Raw genomic sequence first — 19872 nt, 5'->3', positions numbered from 1 at the left:
CGCCGGCCCGAGGCCAGGGCAGCGACGGCATCGGCCTCATGAACTCCTCAGCCTGATGACGCATGGACAAACTGGAACAGCCTTCGACGAACGAGCAAGCGAACCACTCCCCGGCGGCCAGGCGCCGGCTTGACCTGCGCGGCTGGCTGGTCGGCGGGCTGATCGCCGTACTCGTCGCCGTCGCGCTGGTGCTGGGCGCGGCCGCCTGGCTGTTCGGCACGCGCTCGGGGCTGGACGCCGCGATCGCCGTCGGCCAGCGGGCGACGGACGGCGCGCTGTGGATCGAAGGTGCGCAGGGCCGGCTGCTGGGGCCGCTGAAGATCGACGCGCTGCATTACCACACGGAGGACCTGCGCCTGGACCTGCAGACGCTGGAGCTGGCCTGGCAGCCCGCGGCCCTGTTCGGGCGCAAGCTGGTCGTCGATCGCCTTGCCGTCGAACGCATCGATTTCGCCCAGCGTGGTGAGGAGAAGGACGAGGCCGAGCGCGAGCCGCTGGTGGCGCCCGAGGACTTGCAGATTCCGCTCGAAATCGAACTGAGCCGGCTGGAGCTGGGACGTTTCGAACTGCACGAGTGGGCGCCGGAGCCGGACGATGCGCCGCCTGCGGCAGGCTTCTGGGTCGCCGGCCTGAGCGCTGCGCTCGGCAGCGACGGCAGGCACCACCAGGTGCGTGAACTGGCGCTCGAATTGCCGCAGGGCCGGGTCATGCTCGAAGCCGCGCTCGACGGCCTCAAGCCTTTCGCGCTGACGGGCGACATCCGTTTCGATGGCCTCATCGAAGAGCGTCCGCTCGAGGCCAGGCTTTCCGCTTCCGGCACGCTGCTCGCACCGCATGCCGAGCTCACGGCCGCTGCCGAGGGTTTGAACGCCCATGTGGTGGCGGAAGCCGCGCCTTTCGAGCCGATGCCGCTGCGCGCGCTGAAGCTGGAGGCGGGCGAAATCGATCCTTCGGCTTTTGCCGAAGGCTTGCCGCACGCCGCGCTTCGGCTCGAAGCCGAACTCGCGGCTGTCGCCGAGGACGGCAGTCTGCCGGCCGAGCCGCAATCGGCAGGGCCGAACCTGGCCAGTCCGAACCTGGCCGGGCCGAACCTGGTTGGACCGTTCCGCCTGCTGAATCGCCAGCCGGCAGCCGTGGATGCGGGCGGCATTCCCGTCGCTTCCGTGTCCGGCCGGCTGGACCTGAAACCCACCGCGATCAACGTCGACGAGCTCGACATCCGCCTGCCGGGCGATGGCCGCATCGGCGGCCGGCTTGCCTGGCAGCCACCGGCCGCCAGTGATGCGGGCGCGGAGACGGATCGAGCAGGGCAGTCCAAGGTGGCGGACATCGGGCAGCTCGTTGCCGTGCTCGAGCTTGCCGGCATCGATACCCGCGCCCTCGATACCCGCCTGCCCAGGCAGCGCCTGGCGGGCCGCATCGACGCCGAGGCGGATGCGCAGCGCCAGCAGGCGGAGCTGGCGCTGACGCTCGGCGCAGCCAGAATCGATGCGCGAGCCGAACTGCTTGCGCAGGCGGCAGGAGAAGCTGCGGCCGGCGATCCGGCGGTCGACGCTTCGGCGGCCGGCAAACCTGCGGCCGGCGGCGACGCTCCGGCCGCAGGTGAAACCGTGGCCGCTGCGCCCCCGCGGCGTTTTTCGGTCAACGCCCGCTTGCGCGAAGTCGACCCGCGCGCGCTGCTCCCGGAAGCGCCGAAGGCGCGCCTCAATCTCGATCTCGATGCTTCCGGCGAGCTGCCGGAAGCCGGCCTGCCGCAGGCGGTGCAAGTCGTCTTCCAGATTCCCGACAGCCGCCTCGAAGATCTCGCGCTCGGCGGCAAGGGCCGCTTGAGGCTGGAGGGCGAGCGTCTGCCCGAAGTGGCGCTCGATCTGAACATCGCCGGCAACTCTCTGGTGGCCGAAGGCGCCTGGGGCGCCCCCGGCGATGTGCTCAAGTTCGCCCTCGACGCCTTGAAGCTCGACGCGCTCGGCCACGGCCTGGCCGGCAAGGCCAGTGCCAGCGGACGACTGAGCGGCACGCTGGAGCTGCCGTCGGGCGAACTGCAGTTCTTCGGCGAGGCGCTGCGGCTGCCGGGCGGCGTGCGCCTGCTCGGCGTCAACGGCGTCGGCCGGCTCGATGCCGGCGCCGATGGCCCGTTCCAGCTGTCGATGGGGCTGTCCGGGCTGGGGCCGACCGCAAGGGACGCCGATGGCAGGGTGCAGCCCGACTGGCTGGCCAATGCCCGCCTGTCCGCCTCGGGCACCCGGGCGCGCCACGACATCGAGCTCGATCTCGCCACGCCGGAGCTGGACGGTGCCGGCGACACGCTGAAGCTGAGCCTGAAGGGCGGCTTGCAGGCGCCGACCGCGCAGCGGCCCGGCCCGCGCTGGCTGGGCGAACTGAGCGCCCTGGAGAGCGCCGGCCGCTTTGCCGCCCGGTTGCTGGCGCCGGCACGGCTCGATCTGTCGCCGGAAGCCGCCAGCATCGGCGAGGCACGGCTCGATCTGGGCGAAAAGGACGCCTGCACCTGCAGGAAACCGCCTGGTCGCCGCAGCGGAGCGTGGCGCGCGGGACCTTGACCGGCCTCGCCTTCGGCCCCTTGACCCGCGCCGATGGCCAGCCGAGGCGGGGGCCCGGCCCGCTGGTGCTCGGCGCCGACTGGAACCTGAGCGTCGGCACGACACTGGACGGCCAGGCGCGTCTGTTCCGTGAATCGGGCGACATCACCATCGAAGGCGAAACCCGCACCCGGCTCGGCCTGGAGACGCTGGAGGCGGTGCTGAAGGCCAGCGGCAACCGCCTGAGCCTGACGGCCCAGGCGCGTGGCAGCGAGATCGGCAGCCTGCAGGCCAATGCCGGGCTGCAGGCGCAGCGCGGCGCGGACGGTTTGTGGTCGGTGCCGCCGGATGCTGCGCTGGCGGGCGCGGCCGAGCTCGACGTACCGTCGATCGGCTGGCTGGGCCGCCTGGTGCCCGAGAGCATCGAAGCGGGCGGCAGCCTGAAGGGCAAGGTCGAGCTGGGCGGCACGCTGGCCGCGCCACGCGCTTCCGGCCGCGTCAGCGGCCGCACGCTGGAGATTGCGCTGGTCGATCAGGGGCTGCACCTGTCCGGCGGCGAATTCGATGCCAGCTTCGACAACGATCGCGTGCGTCTCGAGCGGCTGAGCTTCGTGTCGCCGAATCGCGTGCGTCCGCGCGAGAGCCGCATTCCCTTCGATCGCCTGACCGCGACGCCGGGCACCTTCACCGCCAGCGGCGAAGTGAAGCTCGACAGCGGCGACGGCGATTTCAGCTTCCGCGCCGACCGCCTGCCGCTGCTGCAGCGCGACGACCGCTGGATGCTGCTGTCGGGCGAGGGCACGGCGCGCAGCACCTGGACCTCGCTGGTGCTGAATGCGGATTTCCGTACCGATGCCGGCTACATCGAGTTTGCCGAAACGCCGCCGCCCAGCCTGTCGGACGACGTCGTCGTGCTCGGCCGCGACGAGGAGCCGGCCGAGGGCGGCTTCGCACTCACTGCCGATATCGGCGTCAATCTGGGCAATGCGCTCTACCTGTCGGCGATGGGGCTGGAGACCCGGCTGGCGGGCGAACTGAAGCTGCGCATGCGCCCCGGCCTGCCGATGTCGGCGATCGGCAGCATCGCCACCGTCGGCGGCTCCTACCGCGGCTACGGCCAGAGCCTCGTCATCGACCGCGGCGTGGTCAACTTCCAGGGGCCGCTCGATGCGCCGGGGCTGGACATCGTCGCCCTGCGCAAGGGCCTGGCGGTCGAGGCGGGCGTGGCCGTCAGCGGCAGCGCCAAGCGGCCGCAGATACGGCTGGTGTCCGAACCGAACGTGCCCGACCCCGACAAACTGTCGTGGATCGTGCTCGGCCGCGCGCCCGATTCCGGTTCCGGTGCCGACCTCGGCCTGCTGCTGCCGGCTGCGCAGGCCCTGCTCGGCGGCCCGGGCGGCGGCATGACCGAGGAGTTGTCGCGCAGCCTGGGCTTCGACAGCTTCTCGATCGGCCAGGGCGAGCTCAACAGCACTTCGCGCGCAGCCAGCAGCCGGGTGCTCGGCAGCGGCTCGACCGTCGCCAGCGACCCGTCGGTGGCCGGCCAGGTGCTGAGCCTGGGCAAGCGCCTGAGTCCCGACCTGTTCCTGTCCTTCGAGCAGAGCCTGGGCGGTGCCGAAACCCTGGTCAAGCTCAGCTATCAACTGTCGCGGCGGCTGTCGATGGTGGCGCGCGGCGGCACCGATACTTCGCTGGATCTCCATTACGGTTTTTCCTTCCGCTGAGCGTGCCGGCGGATCTGCCAAGCAAGGGAGCATGGTCATGAACACTGAAACGAATGCAGGTCCAGAGCTCGAAACCGCCATTTTCGGTGGCGGCTGCTTCTGGTGCCTGGAGGCGGTCTTCCTCGAAGTCGAAGGCGTCCATGCGGTGATGTCCGGCTATTGCGGCGGCCATGTCGACTCGCCGAGTTACCGCCAGGTCTGCACCGGCACCACCGGACATGCCGAAGTGGTGAAGATCGACTTCGACCCCGCAGTGATCACTTACCGTGAGCTGCTGGATGTCTTCTTTGCCATCCACGATCCGACCACGCCGGACCGCCAGGGCAACGACCGCGGCCCGCAGTACCGCTCGGCGATCTTCGCCACCAGCGCAGCGCAGCGCCAGGCCGCGCTGGCGATGATTGCCGAACTGGAAGCGGAGCAGGTCTTCGCCGGGCCGATCGTCACCACGGTGGAAGCCGCGCCTGCATTCTGGCCGGCCGAAGTCGAGCACCACGACTACTTCGCCCGCAACGGCGAGCAGCCGTACTGCCAGATGGTGGTGGCGCCCAAGCTGGCGAAGTTCCGCGCCCGGTTCGCCGGCCGCCGCGGCAGGTAGAATCCCAGCCTTTATCCCCCGGAGCAGGAGAAGCACATGACCCAGACCACCACCGCCAGCGGCCTCGTCATCGACGACATCGAAACCGGCAGCGGCGAAACCGCCGTCAAGGGCAAGATGGTGTCGGTGCATTACACCGGCTGGCTGACCGACGGCCGCAAGTTCGATTCGTCGAAGGATCGCAACGATCCGTTCAACTTCCCGCTCGGTGCCGGCCACGTCATCCGCGGCTGGGACGAAGGCGTGCAGGGCATGCAGGAAGGCGGCAAGCGCAAGCTGACGATTCCGCCGGAACTGGGTTATGGCGCCCGCGGCGCCGGCGGCGTGATCCCCCCAATGCCACGCTGGTGTTCGAAGTGGAATTGCTGAAGGTGCTGTGATTCCCGTCGGTAGCCAGGGCGCCGGTGCCGGCCGACACTGGTTCTACGGTATGGACCAGGGCCGGCCGGCGTAGCGGGAAGGACAAGAGACATGAAACTCGACCAGGCTCAGCGTCAGATTCTGACCCTGCTGCAGAAGGATTCGACCCTCAGCACCCAGGCATTGGCCGAGAAGATCGGCATGTCGCCTACGCCATGCTGGCGGCGAGTGAAGGAGCTGGAAGAAGCCGGGCTGATCCGCGGTTATGTCGCGCTCGTCGATCGGCAGAAAGCGGGGCTGGGCACCTGTGTGTGGGTCAGGGTCAAGCTCAAGCAGCACGGAGCCGATGTGCTCGACCGATTCGAGCGGGTGGTCAAGGCCTGTGACGAGGTGGTCGAATGCTACGAACTGCTGGGCGAGACGGACTGTCTGCTCAAGCTCTACCTGCCCAGCCTGGAAGCGCTGTCAGCCTTCATGCACAACTTCCTGCTGAAGATTCCCGAGATCGACGTCACCCATTCCAGCGTGGCGCTGCGCGAGATCAAGAACGAAACAGCCCTGCCGCTGTGAGGCGGGCAGGGCTGCGCGAGCATCGTTAGACCCGTCAGAGGTTGTGCCAGAACACGAACAGCACGGCGATCGGCGCGACATAGCGTGACAGCAGCTTCCAGACCGCGAAGCCGCCGGTGCCGAGCCGTAGTTCCTTGCGCACGCCTTCCTGTTCCAGTTTCCAGGCGACGAACACGATCGCCCCGAGACCGGCGACCGGCAGCATGAACTTGCTGGTGATGTAGTCGAGCAGGTCGAAGATGTTCAGGCCGGCGAACTTGACGTCGCTCCACAGGTTGAACGACAGCAGTGCGGCGATGCCCAGCGCCCAGATCGTCAGGCCGGCAACCACGGTCGCACCGACGCGCTTGAGCGGCGTGCGCTCTTCCAGTAGCTCCACCACGGGCTCCAGCAGCGAGATCGACGACGTCAGTGCGGCGAAGGTCAGCAACAGGAAGAACAGGGCGCCCAGTACCAGACCGCCGGAGATGTTGCCGAAGGCCAGCGGCAGCGTGACGAACACCAGGCCGGGCCCGGCGGCCGGATCCAGACCGTTGGCGAACACGATCGGGAAGATCGCCAGGCCGGCGCACAGGGCGAAAGTGGTGTCCAGAAGCACCACGGTGCGGGCGGCGCGCAGCAGGTTGACCTCTTCGCCGAGATACGAACCGTAGGCCATCATCACACCCATGCCCAGCGACAGCGTGAAGAAGGCGTGGCCCAGCGCGGCAAGCAGTACCTTGCCGTCGAGCTTGGTCCAGTCGGGATTGAACAGATAGGCCACGGCCTCGCCGAAACCGCCGGTGGTGATGCCGTAGCCCACGAGTACGATCAGGATCAGGCCCAGCGCCGGCATCATCAGCTTGGAGCCGCGCTCCAGGCCGCCGGTGACGCCCAGCGCGACCACACCGATGGTCAGCAGCATGAACAGCGAATGCCAGGCGAGCAGTTCCCCCGGGCGGGCGAGGAAGGCGTCGAAGGCGGCGCCGATCGCGGCCTTGTCGAGGCCGCTGAAGCCGCCGAGGACCGCATCGCGGATGTAGGCCAGCGCCCAGCCGCCGATCACGCTGTAGAAGGACAGGATCAGGAAGGCGCCGAGTACGCCGATCGCTCCCACCAGCGCCCAGTTGCGATGGTGGCCGTGCTTGCGGGCCAGGGTCGACATGGTGTTGATCGGATTCTTCTGCCCGCGGCGGCCGAGCAGCCATTCCGAGACCAGGATGGGAACGCCGATGAAGGCGATGCAGGCGAGATAGACGAGCACGAAGGCCGCGCCGCCGCTCTGCCCGACCATGTAGGGAAATTTCCAGATGTTGCCCAAGCCGACGGCGGAGCCGGTAGCCGCGAGTATGAAGCCCAGCCGCGAAGACCATTGGGCGTGGGGAAGTGTTGTTGTCGCCATGTCATCGCCCCCGCGTCGGGCTGGTGGAACAGGATGGGCGGGGCCTTCCGGATGGCCGGCAGGAATGGGCGGCAATGGGAATCATGGTGGTCTCCTCGTTTTATTGATGGCGCTTGTGGCGCGAAGCGGTCAGGGCCGAGTGATTTCCTGCGCCGGTACGGCGCCGGGAGCCGGGTGGTGTGAGCCCATGCCCTGTTCCGGGGCCTTCCCGGCCGCAGGTGGCGTGGCCGGGAAGGTGTTGAATAGTAGTTGTGATGAGTGAAAAGTTTTTCTTATGGATCAGGTTTTGACTGCAATTTAGAAAAACTTTTCTTTGCTGCTCCGTAGCATGCAGAACTGGCGTTCGGTGCTGCGAACGTGCCAGACCAACCATTCATCAAGGAGACAACGCCGGCAGGCCGCTTGCGTACGCCATCAGCGTGGCGCACAAGCCTGCGGCGGTTCACGCCACCATGTCGAACACACTGCCCCCCGTCACCCTCGACGACAAGTACTCCCTCGGCGCCGGCCGCGCCTACATGACCGGCATCCAGGCGCTGGTGCGCCTGCCGATGATGCAGCGCATGCGCGACCAGGCCGCGGGGCTGAACACCGCCGGCTTCGTCACCGGCTACCGCGGTTCGCCGCTGGGCAACGTCGACCAGGAATTCTGGAAGGCGAAGAAGTTCCTCGAGCCGATGCACATCCGCTTCCAGCCCGGGCTGAACGAAGACCTGGCGGCGACCGCGGTGTGGGGGACGCAGCAGGTCGATCTCGACCCCGATGCGCTGTACGACGGCGTGTTCTCGATCTGGTACGGCAAGGGGCCGGGCGTGGACCGCAGCGGCGACGTGTTCCGCCACGCCAACGCCGCGGGCACGTCGAAGCACGGCGGCGTGCTGGTGATCGCGGGCGACGACCACGCGGCGAAATCCTCCACGTTGCCGCACCAGACCGAGCACGTGTTCAAGGCGCTGATGATGCCGGTGCTGGCGCCGGCCGGCATCCAGGAATACCTGGAATACGGCCTGCACGGCTTCGCGCTGTCGCGCTATTCGGGCTGCTGGGTGGCGTTCAAGGCGCTGACCGACACGGTGGAGACCTCCGCCTCGGTCGACGTCGACCCCTTCCGCGTGCAGACCGTGATCCCGAACGCCGAGGAATTCCCGCTGCCGGCCGACGGCCTCAACCTGCGCTGGCCCGATCCGCCGCTGGTGCAGGAGAAGCGCCTGCTGCACCACAAGCTGTACGCCGCGCTGGCCTACTGCCGCGCCAACGGCCTGAACCGCAGCGTGATCGACAGCCCCAACGCCCGGCTCGGCATCATCACCAGCGGCAAGAGCTACCTCGACGTGCGCCAGGCGCTAGAAGACCTCGGCATCGACGACGCGGTGGCCGCCGACATCGGCCTGCGCGTCTACAAGGCCGGCATGGTGTGGCCGCTGGAAGCCGAAGGCGTGCGCCGCTTTGCCGACGGCCTGGAAGAGATCCTCGTCATCGAGGAAAAGCGCCAGTTCCTCGAATACCAGCTGAAGGAAGAGCTGTACAACTGGAAGGAGGGCGTGCGCCCGCGCGTGATCGGCAAGTTCGACGAGAAGGGCGAATGGGGGCTGCCGCACGGCGACTGGCTGCTGCCGGCCGCCGGCGAGCTGACGCCAGCGATGGTGGCGCGCGCGATCGCCGCGCGCATCGCCCGCTTCCACACTTCCGACCGCATCAAGGCGCGGCTCGCCTTCCTCGAAGCCAAGGAAGCCGCGCTGGCCAAGCCGCGGCTGTCGATCCAGCGCGTGCCGCACTACTGTTCCGGCTGTCCGCACAATACTTCGACCAAGGTGCCGCAGGGCTCGCGCGCCATCGCCGGCATCGGCTGCCACTACATGGCGACCTGGCTGTCGCCCGAATCCACCCAGACCTTCTGCCAGATGGGCGGCGAAGGCGTGCCCTGGGTCGGCCAGGCGCCTTTCACCAAGACGCCGCACGTGTTCGCCAACCTGGGCGACGGCACCTACATGCACTCGGGCATCCTCGCCATCCGCGCCGCGGTGGCGGCGAAGGTGAACATCACCTACAAGATCCTCTACAACGACGCCGTGGCGATGACCGGCGGCCAGCCGCACGACGGCACGCTGTCGGTGCCGATCATCGCCCGCCAACTGCTCGCCGAGGGCGTGGGCAGCGTCGTCGTGGTCAATGACGGCACCGCGCGCGCCTACGGCCCGGCCGACCTGCCGCATGGCGTGCCGATCCGCCACCGCGACGAGATGGACACGGTGCAGCGCGAACTGCGCACCGTGCCGGGCGCCACCGCGATCATCTACGACCAGACCTGCGCCGCCGAGAAGCGCCGCCGCAGGAAGCGCGGCAAGTTCCCCGATCCGGCCAGGCGCGTGGTCATCAACGACCTCGTGTGCGAAGGCTGCGGCGACTGCAGCGAGAAGTCCAACTGCATGTCGGTGGCCGCGGTGGAGACCGAGTTCGGCCGCAAGCGCAGCATCGACCAGTCCTCGTGCAACAAGGACTATTCCTGCGTGAAGGGCTTCTGCCCGAGCTTCGTCACCGTCGAAGGCGGCAAGCTCCGAAGGGCAAGGCCGTCGGCGCCGCCGCGGCTGCGTTCGCCGAACTGCCGCCGCCCGTGCTGCTGGACACCGCCGCGCCGTGGGGCATCCTCGTCACCGGCGTCGGCGGCACCGGCGTGGTCACCATCGGCGCGCTGCTGGGCATGGCCGCGCACCTGCAAGGCAAGGGCGTGTCGGTGCTCGACATGGCCGGGCTGGCGCAGAAGGGCGGCGCGGTGTGGTCGCACGTGCGCATCGCCGACACGCCGGAACAGCTCTACGCCGCCCGCGTCGCCGCCGGTGAGGCCAATGCGGTGATCGGCTGCGACCTCGTGGTGGCGGCGAGCGACGAGTCGCTGGCGAAGATGCAGCACGGCCTCACCCGCGTCGTCATCAACCGCGACCAGACCATGACCAGCGAGTTCGTGCGCGGCTTCGCCGCCCAGTCGCGCAGCGGCGACGTCGGCGCCAACCCCGACCCGCAGTTCCCCGCGCATTCGATGGAAGCGCAGATCGTCGACGCCGTCGGCGCCGGCCATGCCGAATTCCTCGACGCCACCAACATCGCTACCGCGCTGCTGGGCGATTCCATCGCCACCAACCTGTTCATGCTCGGCTACGCCTGGCAGAAGGGACTGGTGCCGCTGAGCGGCGAAGCCATCCTGCGCGCCATCGAGATCAACGGCGCCGCGGTCGAGGCCAACAAGGCCGCCTTCCAATGGGGCCGCCGCGCCGCGGTGGACCCGCAGGCCGTCGCCGAGGCCGCGAAGCCGCAGCACGGCACGCCAGCGCACCACCGGCTGTCGACCAGCGTCGACGAGGTGATCGCGCGGCGCAAGGCGCACCTGGCCGACTACCAGGACGCCGCCTACGCCGAACGTTACGCCCGCCTGGTCGCGCGCGTGCAGACGGCCGAAGCGCGCGTGAATCCCGGCATCACGCTGCTCACCGAGGCGGTGGCGCGCGGCTACCACAAGCTGCTCGCCTACAAGGACGAATACGAGGTGGCGCGGCTCTACACCGACAGCGACTTCCTCGCGCGCGTCGACGAGCAGTTCGAAGGCGACTACAAGCTCGTCTTCCACCTCGCCCCGCCGACGCTGGCCGACAAGGACCCGCAGACCGGCGAGTTGAAGAAGAAGGCCTACGGCCCGTGGATGCTGAAGGCGATGCGCGTGCTGGCGAAGTTCCGCCGCCTGCGCGGCTCGGTGCTCGACCCCTTCGCCCGCAGCCACGACCGCAAGCTGGACCGCGAGCTGATCGCCGACTACGAGCGCGTGGTCGACGAGATCCTCGCCGGGCTGGAGCCGGCCAACCACGAAACCGCGGTGGCGCTGGCTTCCCTGCCCGAGCAGATCCGCGGCTTCGGCCACGTCCGCGAACGCTACCTGGCCGGCGCACGCAAGCGCCAGGCGGCGCTGCTCGACGCCTTCCGGCGCCGCCAGCCGGCCGCCGGATCGGCGGTGGCCGTCGGCCGCAAGGTCATTCCGGTGCTCGCCGGCTGAGCCGGCCTGCCATTCACCGATTCAAACCGCTGGCCGCTGCCGGCAACCGCCACGAGCGGTGCCGGCGCGGGCGGCACATTTCGACGTTCCCAAAAGGAAGGAGACAAGCATGGCTGTTTTTTCACTGAGCGATTTCGCCGACCACGAGCAGGTCGTATTCGTCAGCGACGACAAGAGCGGACTGAAGGCGATCATCGCCGTCCACAATTCCAACCTCGGCCCCGCGCTGGGCGGCTGCCGCATGTGGCCCTATGCCACCGAGGAGGAGGCGATCCGCGACGTGCTCCGCCTGTCGCGCGGCATGACCTACAAGTCGGCGATGGCCAACCTGAAACTGGGCGGCGGCAAGTCGGTGATCATCGGCAACCCGCGTACGCAGAAGACGCCCGAACTGCTCGCCGCCTTCGCCCGCGCGCTGCAGCAACTCAACGGCCGCTACATCGCCGCCGAAGACTCCGGCACCAGCGTCGACGACATGAAGTACATGGCGCAATTCACGCCGCACGTCGCCGGCATCGTCGACAAGCCTTCCGATGAAGGCACGCGCAGCGGCGACCCGTCGCCGGCCACCGCCTACGGCACTTTCATCGGCATCAAGGCCGCGGCCAGGGAGCGGCTCGGCCGCGACTCGCTGGAAGGGCTGCGCGTGGCGGTGCAGGGCGTGGGCAACGTCGGCTTCGACCTTGCCCGCCAGTTGAAGGACGCCGGCGCCAGCCTGTGGGTGACCGACATCCACCGCGATTCGCTGACCCGCGCGGCGAAGGAACTCGGCGCCACCGTGGTCGCGCCGGAGGAGATCTTCGGCCTCGACGTCGATGTCTTCGCCCCGTGCGCGCTGGGTGCCGTGCTCAACGACCAGACCATTCCGCAACTGAAGGCGAGCATCGTCGCCGGCGCCGCCAACAACCAGCTCGCCGAAGTTCGCCACGGCACCGAACTGATGAAGCGCGGCATCCTCTACGCGCCCGACTACGTCATCAACGCCGGCGGCATCATCGACGTCTACCACGAGCGCATCGGCTTCGACCGCAAGGCCCTGCTCAGGCACATCGAAGGCATCCACGACAACCTGATGGAAGTCTTCGAGCGCGCCGGCAGGGAAGAGCGTCCCACCGGCGAAGTGGCCGACGCGATCGCAGAGGAACGCTTCCGGCGCTGATCGTGTTCGTTTCGCATGCTGCTGCGGATGGCAGCTGCCGGCCGTTGACGCTCAGGCTGTTTCAGCCACGAGTTCGAGGATGGCCTCGCCGTAGGCTTCCAGCTTGCGGTCGCCGACGCCGCTGATGCCGGCCAGTTCGGCCAGCGATTGCGGCCGGGTGATGGCGATCTCGCGCAGCGTGGCGTCCTGGAAGACGACGTAGGCCGGCACGTTGCGTTCCTTGGCGGTCGCAGCCCGCCAGGCGCGCAGACGGTCGAACAGCGTGGTCGGGATGCCGCCCGGGATGTCGAGCGGCGCTGCGCTGCGGCGCTTGCCGCGGCTGCGGCTCTTTTCGCGCTCCAGCCGCAGGTGGAATTCGGCTTCGCCGCGCAGCAGCGGACGCGCGGCATCGGTCAGGCGCAGCGCGTTGTAGCGCTCGTGGTCCACGGCGACGAATTCGCGCGCGACCAGTTGGCGGAAGATCGTGCGCCAGCGCTTTTCGTCCAGGTCGCTGCCGATGCCGAAAGTGGTGATGTCCTGGTGGCCGCGTTCGACGACCTTGTCGGTCAGTTCGCCGCGCAGCACGTCGATCAGGTGCCCTGCGCCGTAGCGCTGGCCGGTGCGGTAGACGCAGCTCAGCGCCTTGCGCGCGGCTTCGGTCGCATCCCAGGTCTGCGGCGGATTCAGGCAGTTGTCGCAGTTGCCGCAGGGGCCGGAGTCCTCGCCGAAGTAGGCCAGCAGGTGCTGGCGGCGGCAGGTGGTGGCCTCGACCAGGCCGACCAGCACGTCGAGCCGGTTGCGCGCCAGGCGCTTGAATTCCTCGCCGGCCTCAGACTCGTCGATCATGCGGCGCTGCTGCACCACGTCCTGCGCGCCCCAGGCCATCCAGGCCTGCGCCGGCAGGCCGTCGCGGCCGGCGCGGCCGGTTTCCTGGTAATAGCCTTCGATCGAGCGCGGCAGGTCGAGGTGGGCGACGAAGCGCACGTCCGGCTTGTCGATGCCCATGCCGAAGGCGATCGTCGCCACCATGATCAGGCCGTCCTCGCGCAGGAAGCGGGTCTGGTGTTCGGCGCGTATTTCCTGCGTCATGCCCGCGTGATAGGGCAGGGCTTTCAGCCCCTGTTCCTGCAGCCAGGCGGCGGTTTCCTCCACCTTGCGCCGCGACAGGCAATACACGATGCCGGCCTCGGCCGCGCATTCCTCGCGGATGAAGTGCAGCAACTGGCGGCGCGGATCGTCCTTGTCGACGATGGTGTAGCGGATGTTGGGGCGGTCGAAGCTGGAGACGAAGCGGCGTGCGTGCTGCAGGTTCAGCCGCTGGGCGATCTCCTCGCGGGTCTGGCGGTCGGCGGTGGCGGTCAGCGCGATGCGCGGGATCGACGGGTAGCGCTCCGGCAGGATCGACAACTGCAGGTATTCGGGGCGGAAGTCGTGCCCCCATTGCGAGACGCAGTGCGCTTCGTCGATGGCGAACAGCGCCAGCCGGCCGGTGTCGCGCAGGTGGTCGAGCAGGTCGAGGAAGCGCGGCGTCATCAGGCGCTCGGGCGCGACGTAGAGCAGCTCGAGCTCACCGGCGTACAGCGCGCGCTCGACCGTACGCGCGGCCTCCATGTCCTGGCTGGAGTTCAGGAAGGCGGCGCCGACGCCGGCTTCGACCAGGGCGCTGACCTGGTCCTGCATCAGCGCGATCAGCGGCGACACCACGATCGCCGTGCCTTCGCGCAGCAGGGCGGGGATCTGGAAGCACAGCGACTTGCCGCCGCCGGTGGGCATCAGTACCAGTGCGTCGCCGCCCGCCGCGACGTGCTCGACGATGGCCTGCTGCTCGCCGCGGAAGGCGGCGTAGCCGAAGACGTGTTCGAGAATGTGCAAGGCACCGCCGGCGTGGGCAGGTAAGCGGGGTGCCGGGGAAGGGGCGAACGCGGTGTCCATGGCGCGTATTGTACCGGCTTCGCGGTCCTGGCATGGTGGTGGGAGTACGTCGATTGCATGACGTATGCAAGGCCTCCCGCAACCAAGGGCCACGCAGGAGCATGCGCCCGGCTCAGTCCGTGCCTTCTTCGGCCTCCGTGCTCTGCGCTGCTTCTGCAGCCGAGCTGCCTTCTTCCAGGGCCGCGATCATGCGTGCGGCTTTGGCGAGCTGCCGCGCGGCGCGGCGGGTGAGGCTGGCGAGTCGCAACCAGTCCTGCATCGTGCGGATGTCCAGGCGGGCATGCGCGCCGGCGAGGAACAGGGCTTCCTTCAGGGCCTGGTAAGACGTCTCCATTTCGTCGAGGCGCACCGATACCGCGCCTGGGCTGAAACCGTCGTGCAGGGGGACGGCAGCATCGGCCAGATTGGTGAGGGCGTGGCGGAAGGCTTCGATCTCGGTACGGAAACCCGGCACCGTCGAGTCCGGGAGATCCAGCTCTCCGGCCAGGCCGGCTGCCTCCTGCAGCAGCACCACGGCGGTCTCCTGGTAGCGCAGCGTGCGCAGGCTGTGGGCGAGTTGTTCGACGAGTGCGGGCGGAAGCCGTGCGCCGCTGAGCCGATGGGCATAGTCGCTGATCGCCGGCGCCAGGGCCTGCAAGGACGCGGTTTCGCGCCTGACGCCCGCCTCGTCCGGCGGCTGGTGCGTAATCGCCGTCAGCCCGGCGATGGCGAGTTCCTGCGAGCGCGACAACTCCAGGCGCAGCGCGCGCATGGCGAGATCGGGGATCGTCAGCGAGTTCGCATCCAGATGCCGTGGCCGGGCCGCCTCTTCTTCACGCGTACGGAACAGGCGTTCGAGCAGGCGCGGCATGCCGGGCGCCAAGGGTACCATCAGCAGCACCCCGAGCACGTTGAAGGTGGTGTGGAACAGCACGATCATCAGCGCCGGCGTCGCCGGTTGTTCGAGCACGCCGCGCAGCCAGTCGGCCACGCCGATCAGCACCGGCAGCAGCAGCAGCGCTGCGATACCGGTCACCACGTTGAACAGTACGTGCGCTGCCGCCAGCCGGCGTGCTGCGGCGGTGGCGCCGATGGCCGCCAGCACGGCGGTGGAGGTGGTGCCGATGTTGGTGCCGATCACGATCGCGCAGGCCGCCTCCACCGACAGCAGGCCACCTTGCGCCGCCGTGATGACGATGGCGATGACTGCCGCCGAAGTCTGCATCAGGACGGTGAGCAGCGTGCCGATGCCGATCAGTATCAGCCAGCCGGCAAGGCCCGGGGCGATGAAATCCTGCAGGTCCACCATGCTGCCGATGTTGGAGAAACCATCCTTGAGTACGCCGATGCCGAGGAACAGGATGCCGAAGCCGGCCAGCGCCTGCCCCAGCGAACGCGCGCGCAGTGTCCGGCCGGCCAGCATCAGCATGGCGCCGATACCGGCGAAAGGCAGGGAGAAGGTGTCGATCTTGAAGCCGAAGCCGAGTATTGCCACCAGCCACGCGTTCATCGTCGAGCCCAGATTCGAGCCGAATATGACCCACAAGGCATTCTTCAGCGGCAGCAGGCCGGTGTTGACGAAGCCGATGCTGGCAATGGTGACGGCGGTGGACGACTGCACCAGTGCCGTGATCAGGTAGCCGGCCGCCAGGCCGCGCGGAGCAGTGGCGGTGCCGCGCTGGAGCAGGCCTTCCAGCGCGCGGCCGGCGGCCAGCTTCAGACCCTCGGTCATCATGTTCATGCCGATCAGGAACAGGCCGATGCCGCCGATGAGTGCGGCGAACAGCGCAAAGGGCGTGGCGGCGGCGGTTTCCAGGACGGTTCTCCGGCATGGCTTGCGGACGGCCAAGCGTAATACCGATGCCGGCTGCCGCAAAGCGAGCCCGGTATCGCGAAGGCGGGCGCACATAGCCGTGGCGTATTGTTGCGTCGCGAGAAACGGCCCTATGGGAAAACCCCGAAGTCGTGGCTGAAGCGCAGGCACTTCACGGCATTTAGCAGATACCGCAATGCAATAAATTGATTTTTATCATAACCCCGTGTTGCGAATATGATTTTTGCTATGGCACCATCAATCGCACAGACCAAAACTGCGGTGTGTAGGGGGTGGTCATGGAACGTGTCAGTCGCATCACGGGTGCTCTGCTAGCCGTTGGCCTGTCCTGTCCTGCATTTGCGCAGGACGCTCCTGCGCGCTACAACCTCCAGGCGCCGGTCACCGGCGTTGCCGAGCAGATCCACGACATGCATACCCTGATGCTGTTGATCTGTCTGGTCATTTTCATCGGTGTGTTCAGCGTGATGTTCTGGGCGGTGCTCCGCCACCGCAAGTCCAGGGTGCGGTCGCTGCCAATTTCCATGAGAACACCGCGGTCGAGATCGCCTGGACCGTCATTCCCATCCTGATCCTGCTCGGCATGGCCTGGCCCGCGACCCGGACCGTGATCGAGATGAAGGACACCTCCAACCCCGACATCACGGTCAAGGCCACCGGCTACCAGTGGAAATGGGGTTACGACTACCTGCAGGGCGAAGGCGAAGGCATCCGCTTCCTGTCCAGCCTGTCCACGCCGCGCGAGCAGATCGAAGGCGGCGCACCCAAGGGCGAAGCCTATCTGCTGGAGGTCGACCGGCCGCTGGTGGTGCCGGTGGGCAAGAAGGTGCGGGTGCTGCTGACGGCCAACGACGTCATCCATTCGTGGTGGGTGCCGGCTTTCGGTGTCAAGCAGGACGCGATTCCCGGCTTCATCCGCGACACCTGGTTCCGTGCCGACAAGGAAGGCGTCCTACCGGGGCAACTGTGCCGAGCTGTGCGGCCGCGATCACGGCTTCATGCCGATCGAGGTCCATGTGCTGTCGGCCGAGAAGTACACCGAGTGGGTACAGCAGCAGGCAGCGGCGGCGGGTGCGGAGCAGGTATCGCTGGCGCCGCAGTCGCCGGCCCTGTAATCGCTACTCCGCCGCAGTTTGACAGGAGGACCTCCGCATGGCCGCCGTCACACATGATCAGCTTCAGGAGCACCACCACGGTCCGACCGGCCTGATGCGCTGGCTCACGACGACCAATCACAAAGACATCGGCACGATGTACATGATCTTCAGTTTCATCATGTTCCTGTCCGGGGGAGTGATGGCGCTGACGATCCGCACCGAGCTGTTCCAGCCCGGCCTGCAGGTCGTGGAGCCGGAGTTCTTCAACCAGCTCACGACCATGCACGGCCTGGTGATGGTATTCGGCGCCATCATGCCGGCCTTCGTCGGCTTCGCGAACTGGATGATCCCGTTGATGATCGGCGCCAGCGACATGGCCTTCGCGCGCATGAACAACTGGAGCTTCTGGCTGCTGCCGCCGGCCGCACTCCTGCTGCTCGGCTCCTTCTTCGTGCCCGGCGGTGCCTCGGCCGCGGGGTGGACGCTGTATGCGCCGCTGTCGGTGCAGATGGGCATGGGCATGGACATGGCGATCTTCGCCATCCACATCATGGGTGTCAGCTCGATCATGGGCGCGATCAACATCGTCGTCACGGTGCTCAACATGCGTGCGCCCGGCATGACCCTGATGAAGATGCCGCTGTTCTGCTGGACCTGGCTGATCACCGCCTACCTGCTGATCGCGGTGATGCCGGTGCTGGCCGGCGCCGTGACGATGATCCTGACCGACCGTCATTTCGGTACCAGCTTCTTCAACGCCGCGGGCGGCGGCGACCCGGTCATGTACCAGCACATCTTCTGGTTCTTCGGCCACCCGGAGGTCTACATCATGATCCTCCCGGCCTTCGGCATCGTCAGCCAGATCATTCCCGCCTTCGCGCGCAAGCCGCTGTTCGGCTACGCCTCGATGGTCTATGCCACGGCTTCCATCGCCATCCTGTCCTTCGTCGTGTGGGCGCACCACATGTTCGCCACCGGCATGCCGGCCGCAGGCCAGCTCTTCTTCATGTACGCGACGATGCTGATCGCGGTGCCCACCGGCGTGAAGGTGTTCAACTGGGTGGCGACGATGTGGCGCGGTTCGATGACTTTCGAGACGCCGATGCTGTGGGCCACCGGCTTCATCTTCGTGTTCACGATCGGCGGCTTCACCGGCCTGATCTGCGCCATCGCGCCGATCGACATCCAGGTACAGGACACCTATTACGTCGTCGCGCACTTCCATTACGTACTGGTGGCCGGTTCGCTGTTCGCGCTGTTCGCCGGCGCCTACTACTGGCTGCCCAAGTGGACCGGCCGCATGCCCAGTGAGAGTCTCGGCAAGCTGCATTTCTGGTGTTCGATGGTGTTCTTCAACATCACCTTCTTTCCGATGCACTTCCTCGGCCTCGCCGGCATGCCGCGCCGCATTCCCGACTATGCGCTGCAGTTCGCCGATTTCAATGCCATGGCTACGATCGGTGCGTTCGGTTTCGGCCTGTCGCAGCTGATCTTCATCGCCGTGGTGGTCAAGTGCGCGCGCGGCAGCGGCGAGCGTGCGGCAGCGCGTGCCTGGGAAGGTGCCGAGGGCCTGGAATGGACGGTGCCTTCGCCGGCGCCGCATCACACCTTCGAGGAGGCGCCGGTCGTGAAGTGAGCCGGTGCAGGGTTCGGGGTGAGCGGGGAGCAAGGGTGGAGACGATCGGGAGAGGGAGGCTTGCTCTCCGCCTCACCGCCAGCAAAACGAGGATGGACGAGATGACGCGCAGCGACGACCGCAGGGCAGCCAACCGGCGTACCGGCCTGGTGCTGGCCGCGGTCGCTTTCGCCTTCTTCGTCTTCGTGATCCTCAAGTACAAGGTGTTCGGCCAATGACTGCGCATGCGAAGCATCGCCTCGCCGCGGACAACCGCCGCCTGTTGCTGCGCCTGGCCGTATCGGCGGTGGCGATGTTCGGTTTCGGTTTCCTGCTCGTGCCCTTCTACGAAAAGATCTGCGAAGTCACCGGCATCAACAACTTCCTGCGTCCGGAGGCGGAGCAGGGCGCGCGTGCGGTGGGCAATACGCAGGTCGATGCCAGCCGCAGCATCCTGGTCCAGTTCGATGCCAATCTGCACGATCTGCCGTGGCGCTTCCAGCCGCTGCAGCGCTCGATCGAGGTGCATCCGGGCGAACTGGTCCAGGTCGAATACGAAGTGTCGAACACGCGCGACGTGCCGGTCACCGGCCAGGCGGTGCCGAGCTACGGTCCGCAGGTCGCCGGGCGCCACTTCAACAAGCTGGATTGTTTCTGCTTCGCGCAGCAGACGCTGGCGCCGGGAGAGCGCCGCGTCATGCCGGTGGTGTTCGTCATCGACCCCGCGCTGCCGGAGGACGTCACGGTCATCACGCTGTCGTACACCTTCTTCGAGCTGCAGGGGCGCAACACGGCGGCTGCGGCGACGGTTGCTGCGCCGGTGTCGGGAGGCTGAGCGGTGGGCACGGGGCGTGACGAAGCCACGCCTGGAGCGCCGCGCCAGGCCGGCTTCTGGGCGACGATGCGTGCCGTGCTGTGGTCCTTCTTCGGCGTGCGCAAGCGGCAGGCCTATCTGGACGACGCCGGATCGCTGAATCCGCTTGCAGTGGTCGCCGCCGGTGTGCTGGCGGGGGCGATCTTCATCATCACCATCGTCATCGTGGTTCAGGTGGTGCTCGCCTAGCGGCA

The 19872-nt window shown here is 67.7% G+C and carries 14 protein-coding genes and 2 pseudogenes; 13 read left to right on the top strand and 3 right to left on the bottom strand.

The features are described 5' to 3' along the window. The first annotated feature begins 62 nt into the window (after positions 1 to 62). The 5 genes and pseudogenes from AAFL97_RS16785 (at position 63) to AAFL97_RS16765 (ending at position 5789) form a co-directional block, all read left to right on the top strand. Positions 63 to 2558: a hypothetical protein gene (locus AAFL97_RS16785; RefSeq protein ID WP_341645877.1), complete on the top strand. Its 2496-nt coding sequence runs from the start codon at positions 63 to 65 to the stop codon at positions 2556 to 2558. Then, a complete protein-coding gene (locus tag AAFL97_RS16780) occupies positions 2540 to 4261 on the top strand; it encodes a translocation/assembly module TamB domain-containing protein (protein WP_341645876.1) in 1722 nt (573 codons plus the stop codon). The genes AAFL97_RS16785 and AAFL97_RS16780 overlap by 19 nt, the downstream gene beginning before the upstream one ends. 37 nt (positions 4262 to 4298) lie before the next feature. Further along, the gene (msrA, locus tag AAFL97_RS16775; RefSeq protein ID WP_445954503.1) at positions 4299 to 4859 is read left to right on the top strand and encodes a peptide-methionine (S)-S-oxide reductase MsrA; all 561 of its coding nucleotides are present in this window, start codon (positions 4299 to 4301) and stop codon (positions 4857 to 4859) included. A 36-nt stretch (positions 4860 to 4895) separates the two neighbouring features. Beyond that, a pseudogene (locus tag AAFL97_RS16770) lies at positions 4896 to 5239 on the top strand (FKBP-type peptidyl-prolyl cis-trans isomerase). Between the two features lie 91 nt (positions 5240 to 5330). Further along, positions 5331 to 5789 (top strand): Lrp/AsnC family transcriptional regulator, encoded by a 459-nt coding sequence (locus AAFL97_RS16765; protein WP_341645874.1) that lies wholly within the window; start codon positions 5331 to 5333, stop codon positions 5787 to 5789. A 34-nt stretch (positions 5790 to 5823) separates the two neighbouring features. Here AAFL97_RS16765 and AAFL97_RS16760 read toward each other — a convergent pair whose 3' ends face one another. After that, a complete protein-coding gene (locus tag AAFL97_RS16760) occupies positions 5824 to 7170 on the bottom strand; it encodes a sodium-dependent transporter (RefSeq protein WP_341645873.1) in 1347 nt (448 codons plus the stop codon). Between the two features lie 452 nt (positions 7171 to 7622). On the opposite strand from AAFL97_RS16760, the pseudogene AAFL97_RS16755 reads away from it, so the two are divergent. Together AAFL97_RS16755 and AAFL97_RS16750 are read left to right on the top strand one after the other, a co-directional pair. After that, positions 7623 to 11209: pseudogene (locus tag AAFL97_RS16755) on the top strand (indolepyruvate ferredoxin oxidoreductase family protein). Positions 11210 to 11318: 109 nt separating this feature from the next. Then, complete coding sequence (locus tag AAFL97_RS16750) at positions 11319 to 12368, top strand: Glu/Leu/Phe/Val dehydrogenase dimerization domain-containing protein (RefSeq protein WP_341645872.1); 1050 nt, start codon at positions 11319 to 11321, stop codon at positions 12366 to 12368. 51 nt (positions 12369 to 12419) lie between these two features. Here the strand turns inward: AAFL97_RS16750 and recQ are convergent, their stop codons facing one another. Both recQ and AAFL97_RS16740 read right to left on the bottom strand, forming a co-directional pair. Further along, entirely contained in the window at positions 12420 to 14279 is a 1860-nt protein-coding gene (recQ, locus tag AAFL97_RS16745; protein WP_341645871.1) for a DNA helicase RecQ, read from the bottom strand. Between the two features lie 112 nt (positions 14280 to 14391). After that, complete coding sequence (locus AAFL97_RS16740; RefSeq protein ID WP_341645870.1) at positions 14392 to 16107, bottom strand: Na/Pi cotransporter family protein; 1716 nt, start codon at positions 16105 to 16107, stop codon at positions 14392 to 14394. A 263-nt stretch (positions 16108 to 16370) separates the two neighbouring features. Between AAFL97_RS16740 and AAFL97_RS16735 the strand changes: the two genes are divergently transcribed. The 6 genes from AAFL97_RS16735 (at position 16371) to AAFL97_RS16705 (ending at position 19867) form a co-directional block, all read left to right on the top strand. Continuing rightward, positions 16371 to 16664 carry a hypothetical protein gene (locus AAFL97_RS16735; protein WP_341645869.1) on the top strand — a complete coding sequence of 98 codons (294 nt, stop codon included), beginning with the start codon at positions 16371 to 16373 and terminating at the stop codon, positions 16662 to 16664. A gap of 11 nt (positions 16665 to 16675) precedes the next feature. Further along, a complete protein-coding gene (locus tag AAFL97_RS24730) occupies positions 16676 to 17302 on the top strand; it encodes a hypothetical protein (RefSeq protein ID WP_445954502.1) in 627 nt (208 codons plus the stop codon). Beyond that, the gene (gene ctaD, locus AAFL97_RS16720; protein ID WP_263461658.1) at positions 17245 to 18825 is read left to right on the top strand and encodes a cytochrome c oxidase subunit I; all 1581 of its coding nucleotides are present in this window, start codon (positions 17245 to 17247) and stop codon (positions 18823 to 18825) included. Before AAFL97_RS24730 ends, ctaD begins: the two co-directional genes overlap by 58 nt. 92 nt (positions 18826 to 18917) lie before the next feature. Beyond that, positions 18918 to 19043, top strand: a complete 126-nt coding sequence (locus AAFL97_RS16715; RefSeq protein ID WP_341645868.1) for a cytochrome oxidase small assembly protein — start codon at positions 18918 to 18920, stop codon at positions 19041 to 19043. Next, entirely contained in the window at positions 19040 to 19639 is a 600-nt protein-coding gene (locus AAFL97_RS16710; protein WP_341645867.1) for a cytochrome c oxidase assembly protein, read from the top strand. The genes AAFL97_RS16715 and AAFL97_RS16710 overlap by 4 nt, the downstream gene beginning before the upstream one ends. A gap of 3 nt (positions 19640 to 19642) precedes the next feature. After that, a complete protein-coding gene (locus AAFL97_RS16705) occupies positions 19643 to 19867 on the top strand; it encodes a DUF2970 domain-containing protein (protein WP_341645866.1) in 225 nt (74 codons plus the stop codon). Positions 19868 to 19872: the final 5 nt, after the last annotated feature.

Origin of the sequence: Thauera sp. SDU_THAU2 (genome assembly GCF_038260575.1) — a bacterium.
Taxonomy (GTDB): Bacteria; Pseudomonadota; Gammaproteobacteria; order Burkholderiales; family Rhodocyclaceae; genus Thauera.
This window is presented reverse-complemented; position numbering and strand designations above follow the sequence as displayed.

Excerpts from the sequence above, each read along its gene's own strand:
- AAFL97_RS16715 (WP_341645868.1), top strand. The coding sequence starts at position 18,918 with ATGGACGAGATGACGCGCAGCGACGACCGCAGGGCAGCCAACCGGCGT.
- recQ (WP_341645871.1), bottom strand. The coding sequence starts at position 14,279 with ATGGACACCGCGTTCGCCCCTTCCCCGGCACCCCGCTTACCTGCCCAC.
- ctaD (WP_263461658.1), top strand. The coding sequence starts at position 17,245 with ATGGCCGCCGTCACACATGATCAGCTTCAGGAGCACCACCACGGTCCG.
- AAFL97_RS16710 (WP_341645867.1), top strand. The coding sequence starts at position 19,040 with ATGACTGCGCATGCGAAGCATCGCCTCGCCGCGGACAACCGCCGCCTG.
- msrA (WP_445954503.1), top strand. The coding sequence starts at position 4,299 with ATGAACACTGAAACGAATGCAGGTCCAGAGCTCGAAACCGCCATTTTC.
- AAFL97_RS16760 (WP_341645873.1), bottom strand. The coding sequence starts at position 7,170 with ATGGCGACAACAACACTTCCCCACGCCCAATGGTCTTCGCGGCTGGGC.
- AAFL97_RS16750 (WP_341645872.1), top strand. The coding sequence starts at position 11,319 with ATGGCTGTTTTTTCACTGAGCGATTTCGCCGACCACGAGCAGGTCGTA.
- AAFL97_RS16785 (WP_341645877.1), top strand. The coding sequence starts at position 63 with ATGGACAAACTGGAACAGCCTTCGACGAACGAGCAAGCGAACCACTCC.
- AAFL97_RS24730 (WP_445954502.1), top strand. The coding sequence starts at position 16,676 with ATGGCCTGGCCCGCGACCCGGACCGTGATCGAGATGAAGGACACCTCC.
- AAFL97_RS16765 (WP_341645874.1), top strand. The coding sequence starts at position 5,331 with ATGAAACTCGACCAGGCTCAGCGTCAGATTCTGACCCTGCTGCAGAAG.
- AAFL97_RS16735 (WP_341645869.1), top strand. The coding sequence starts at position 16,371 with ATGGAACGTGTCAGTCGCATCACGGGTGCTCTGCTAGCCGTTGGCCTG.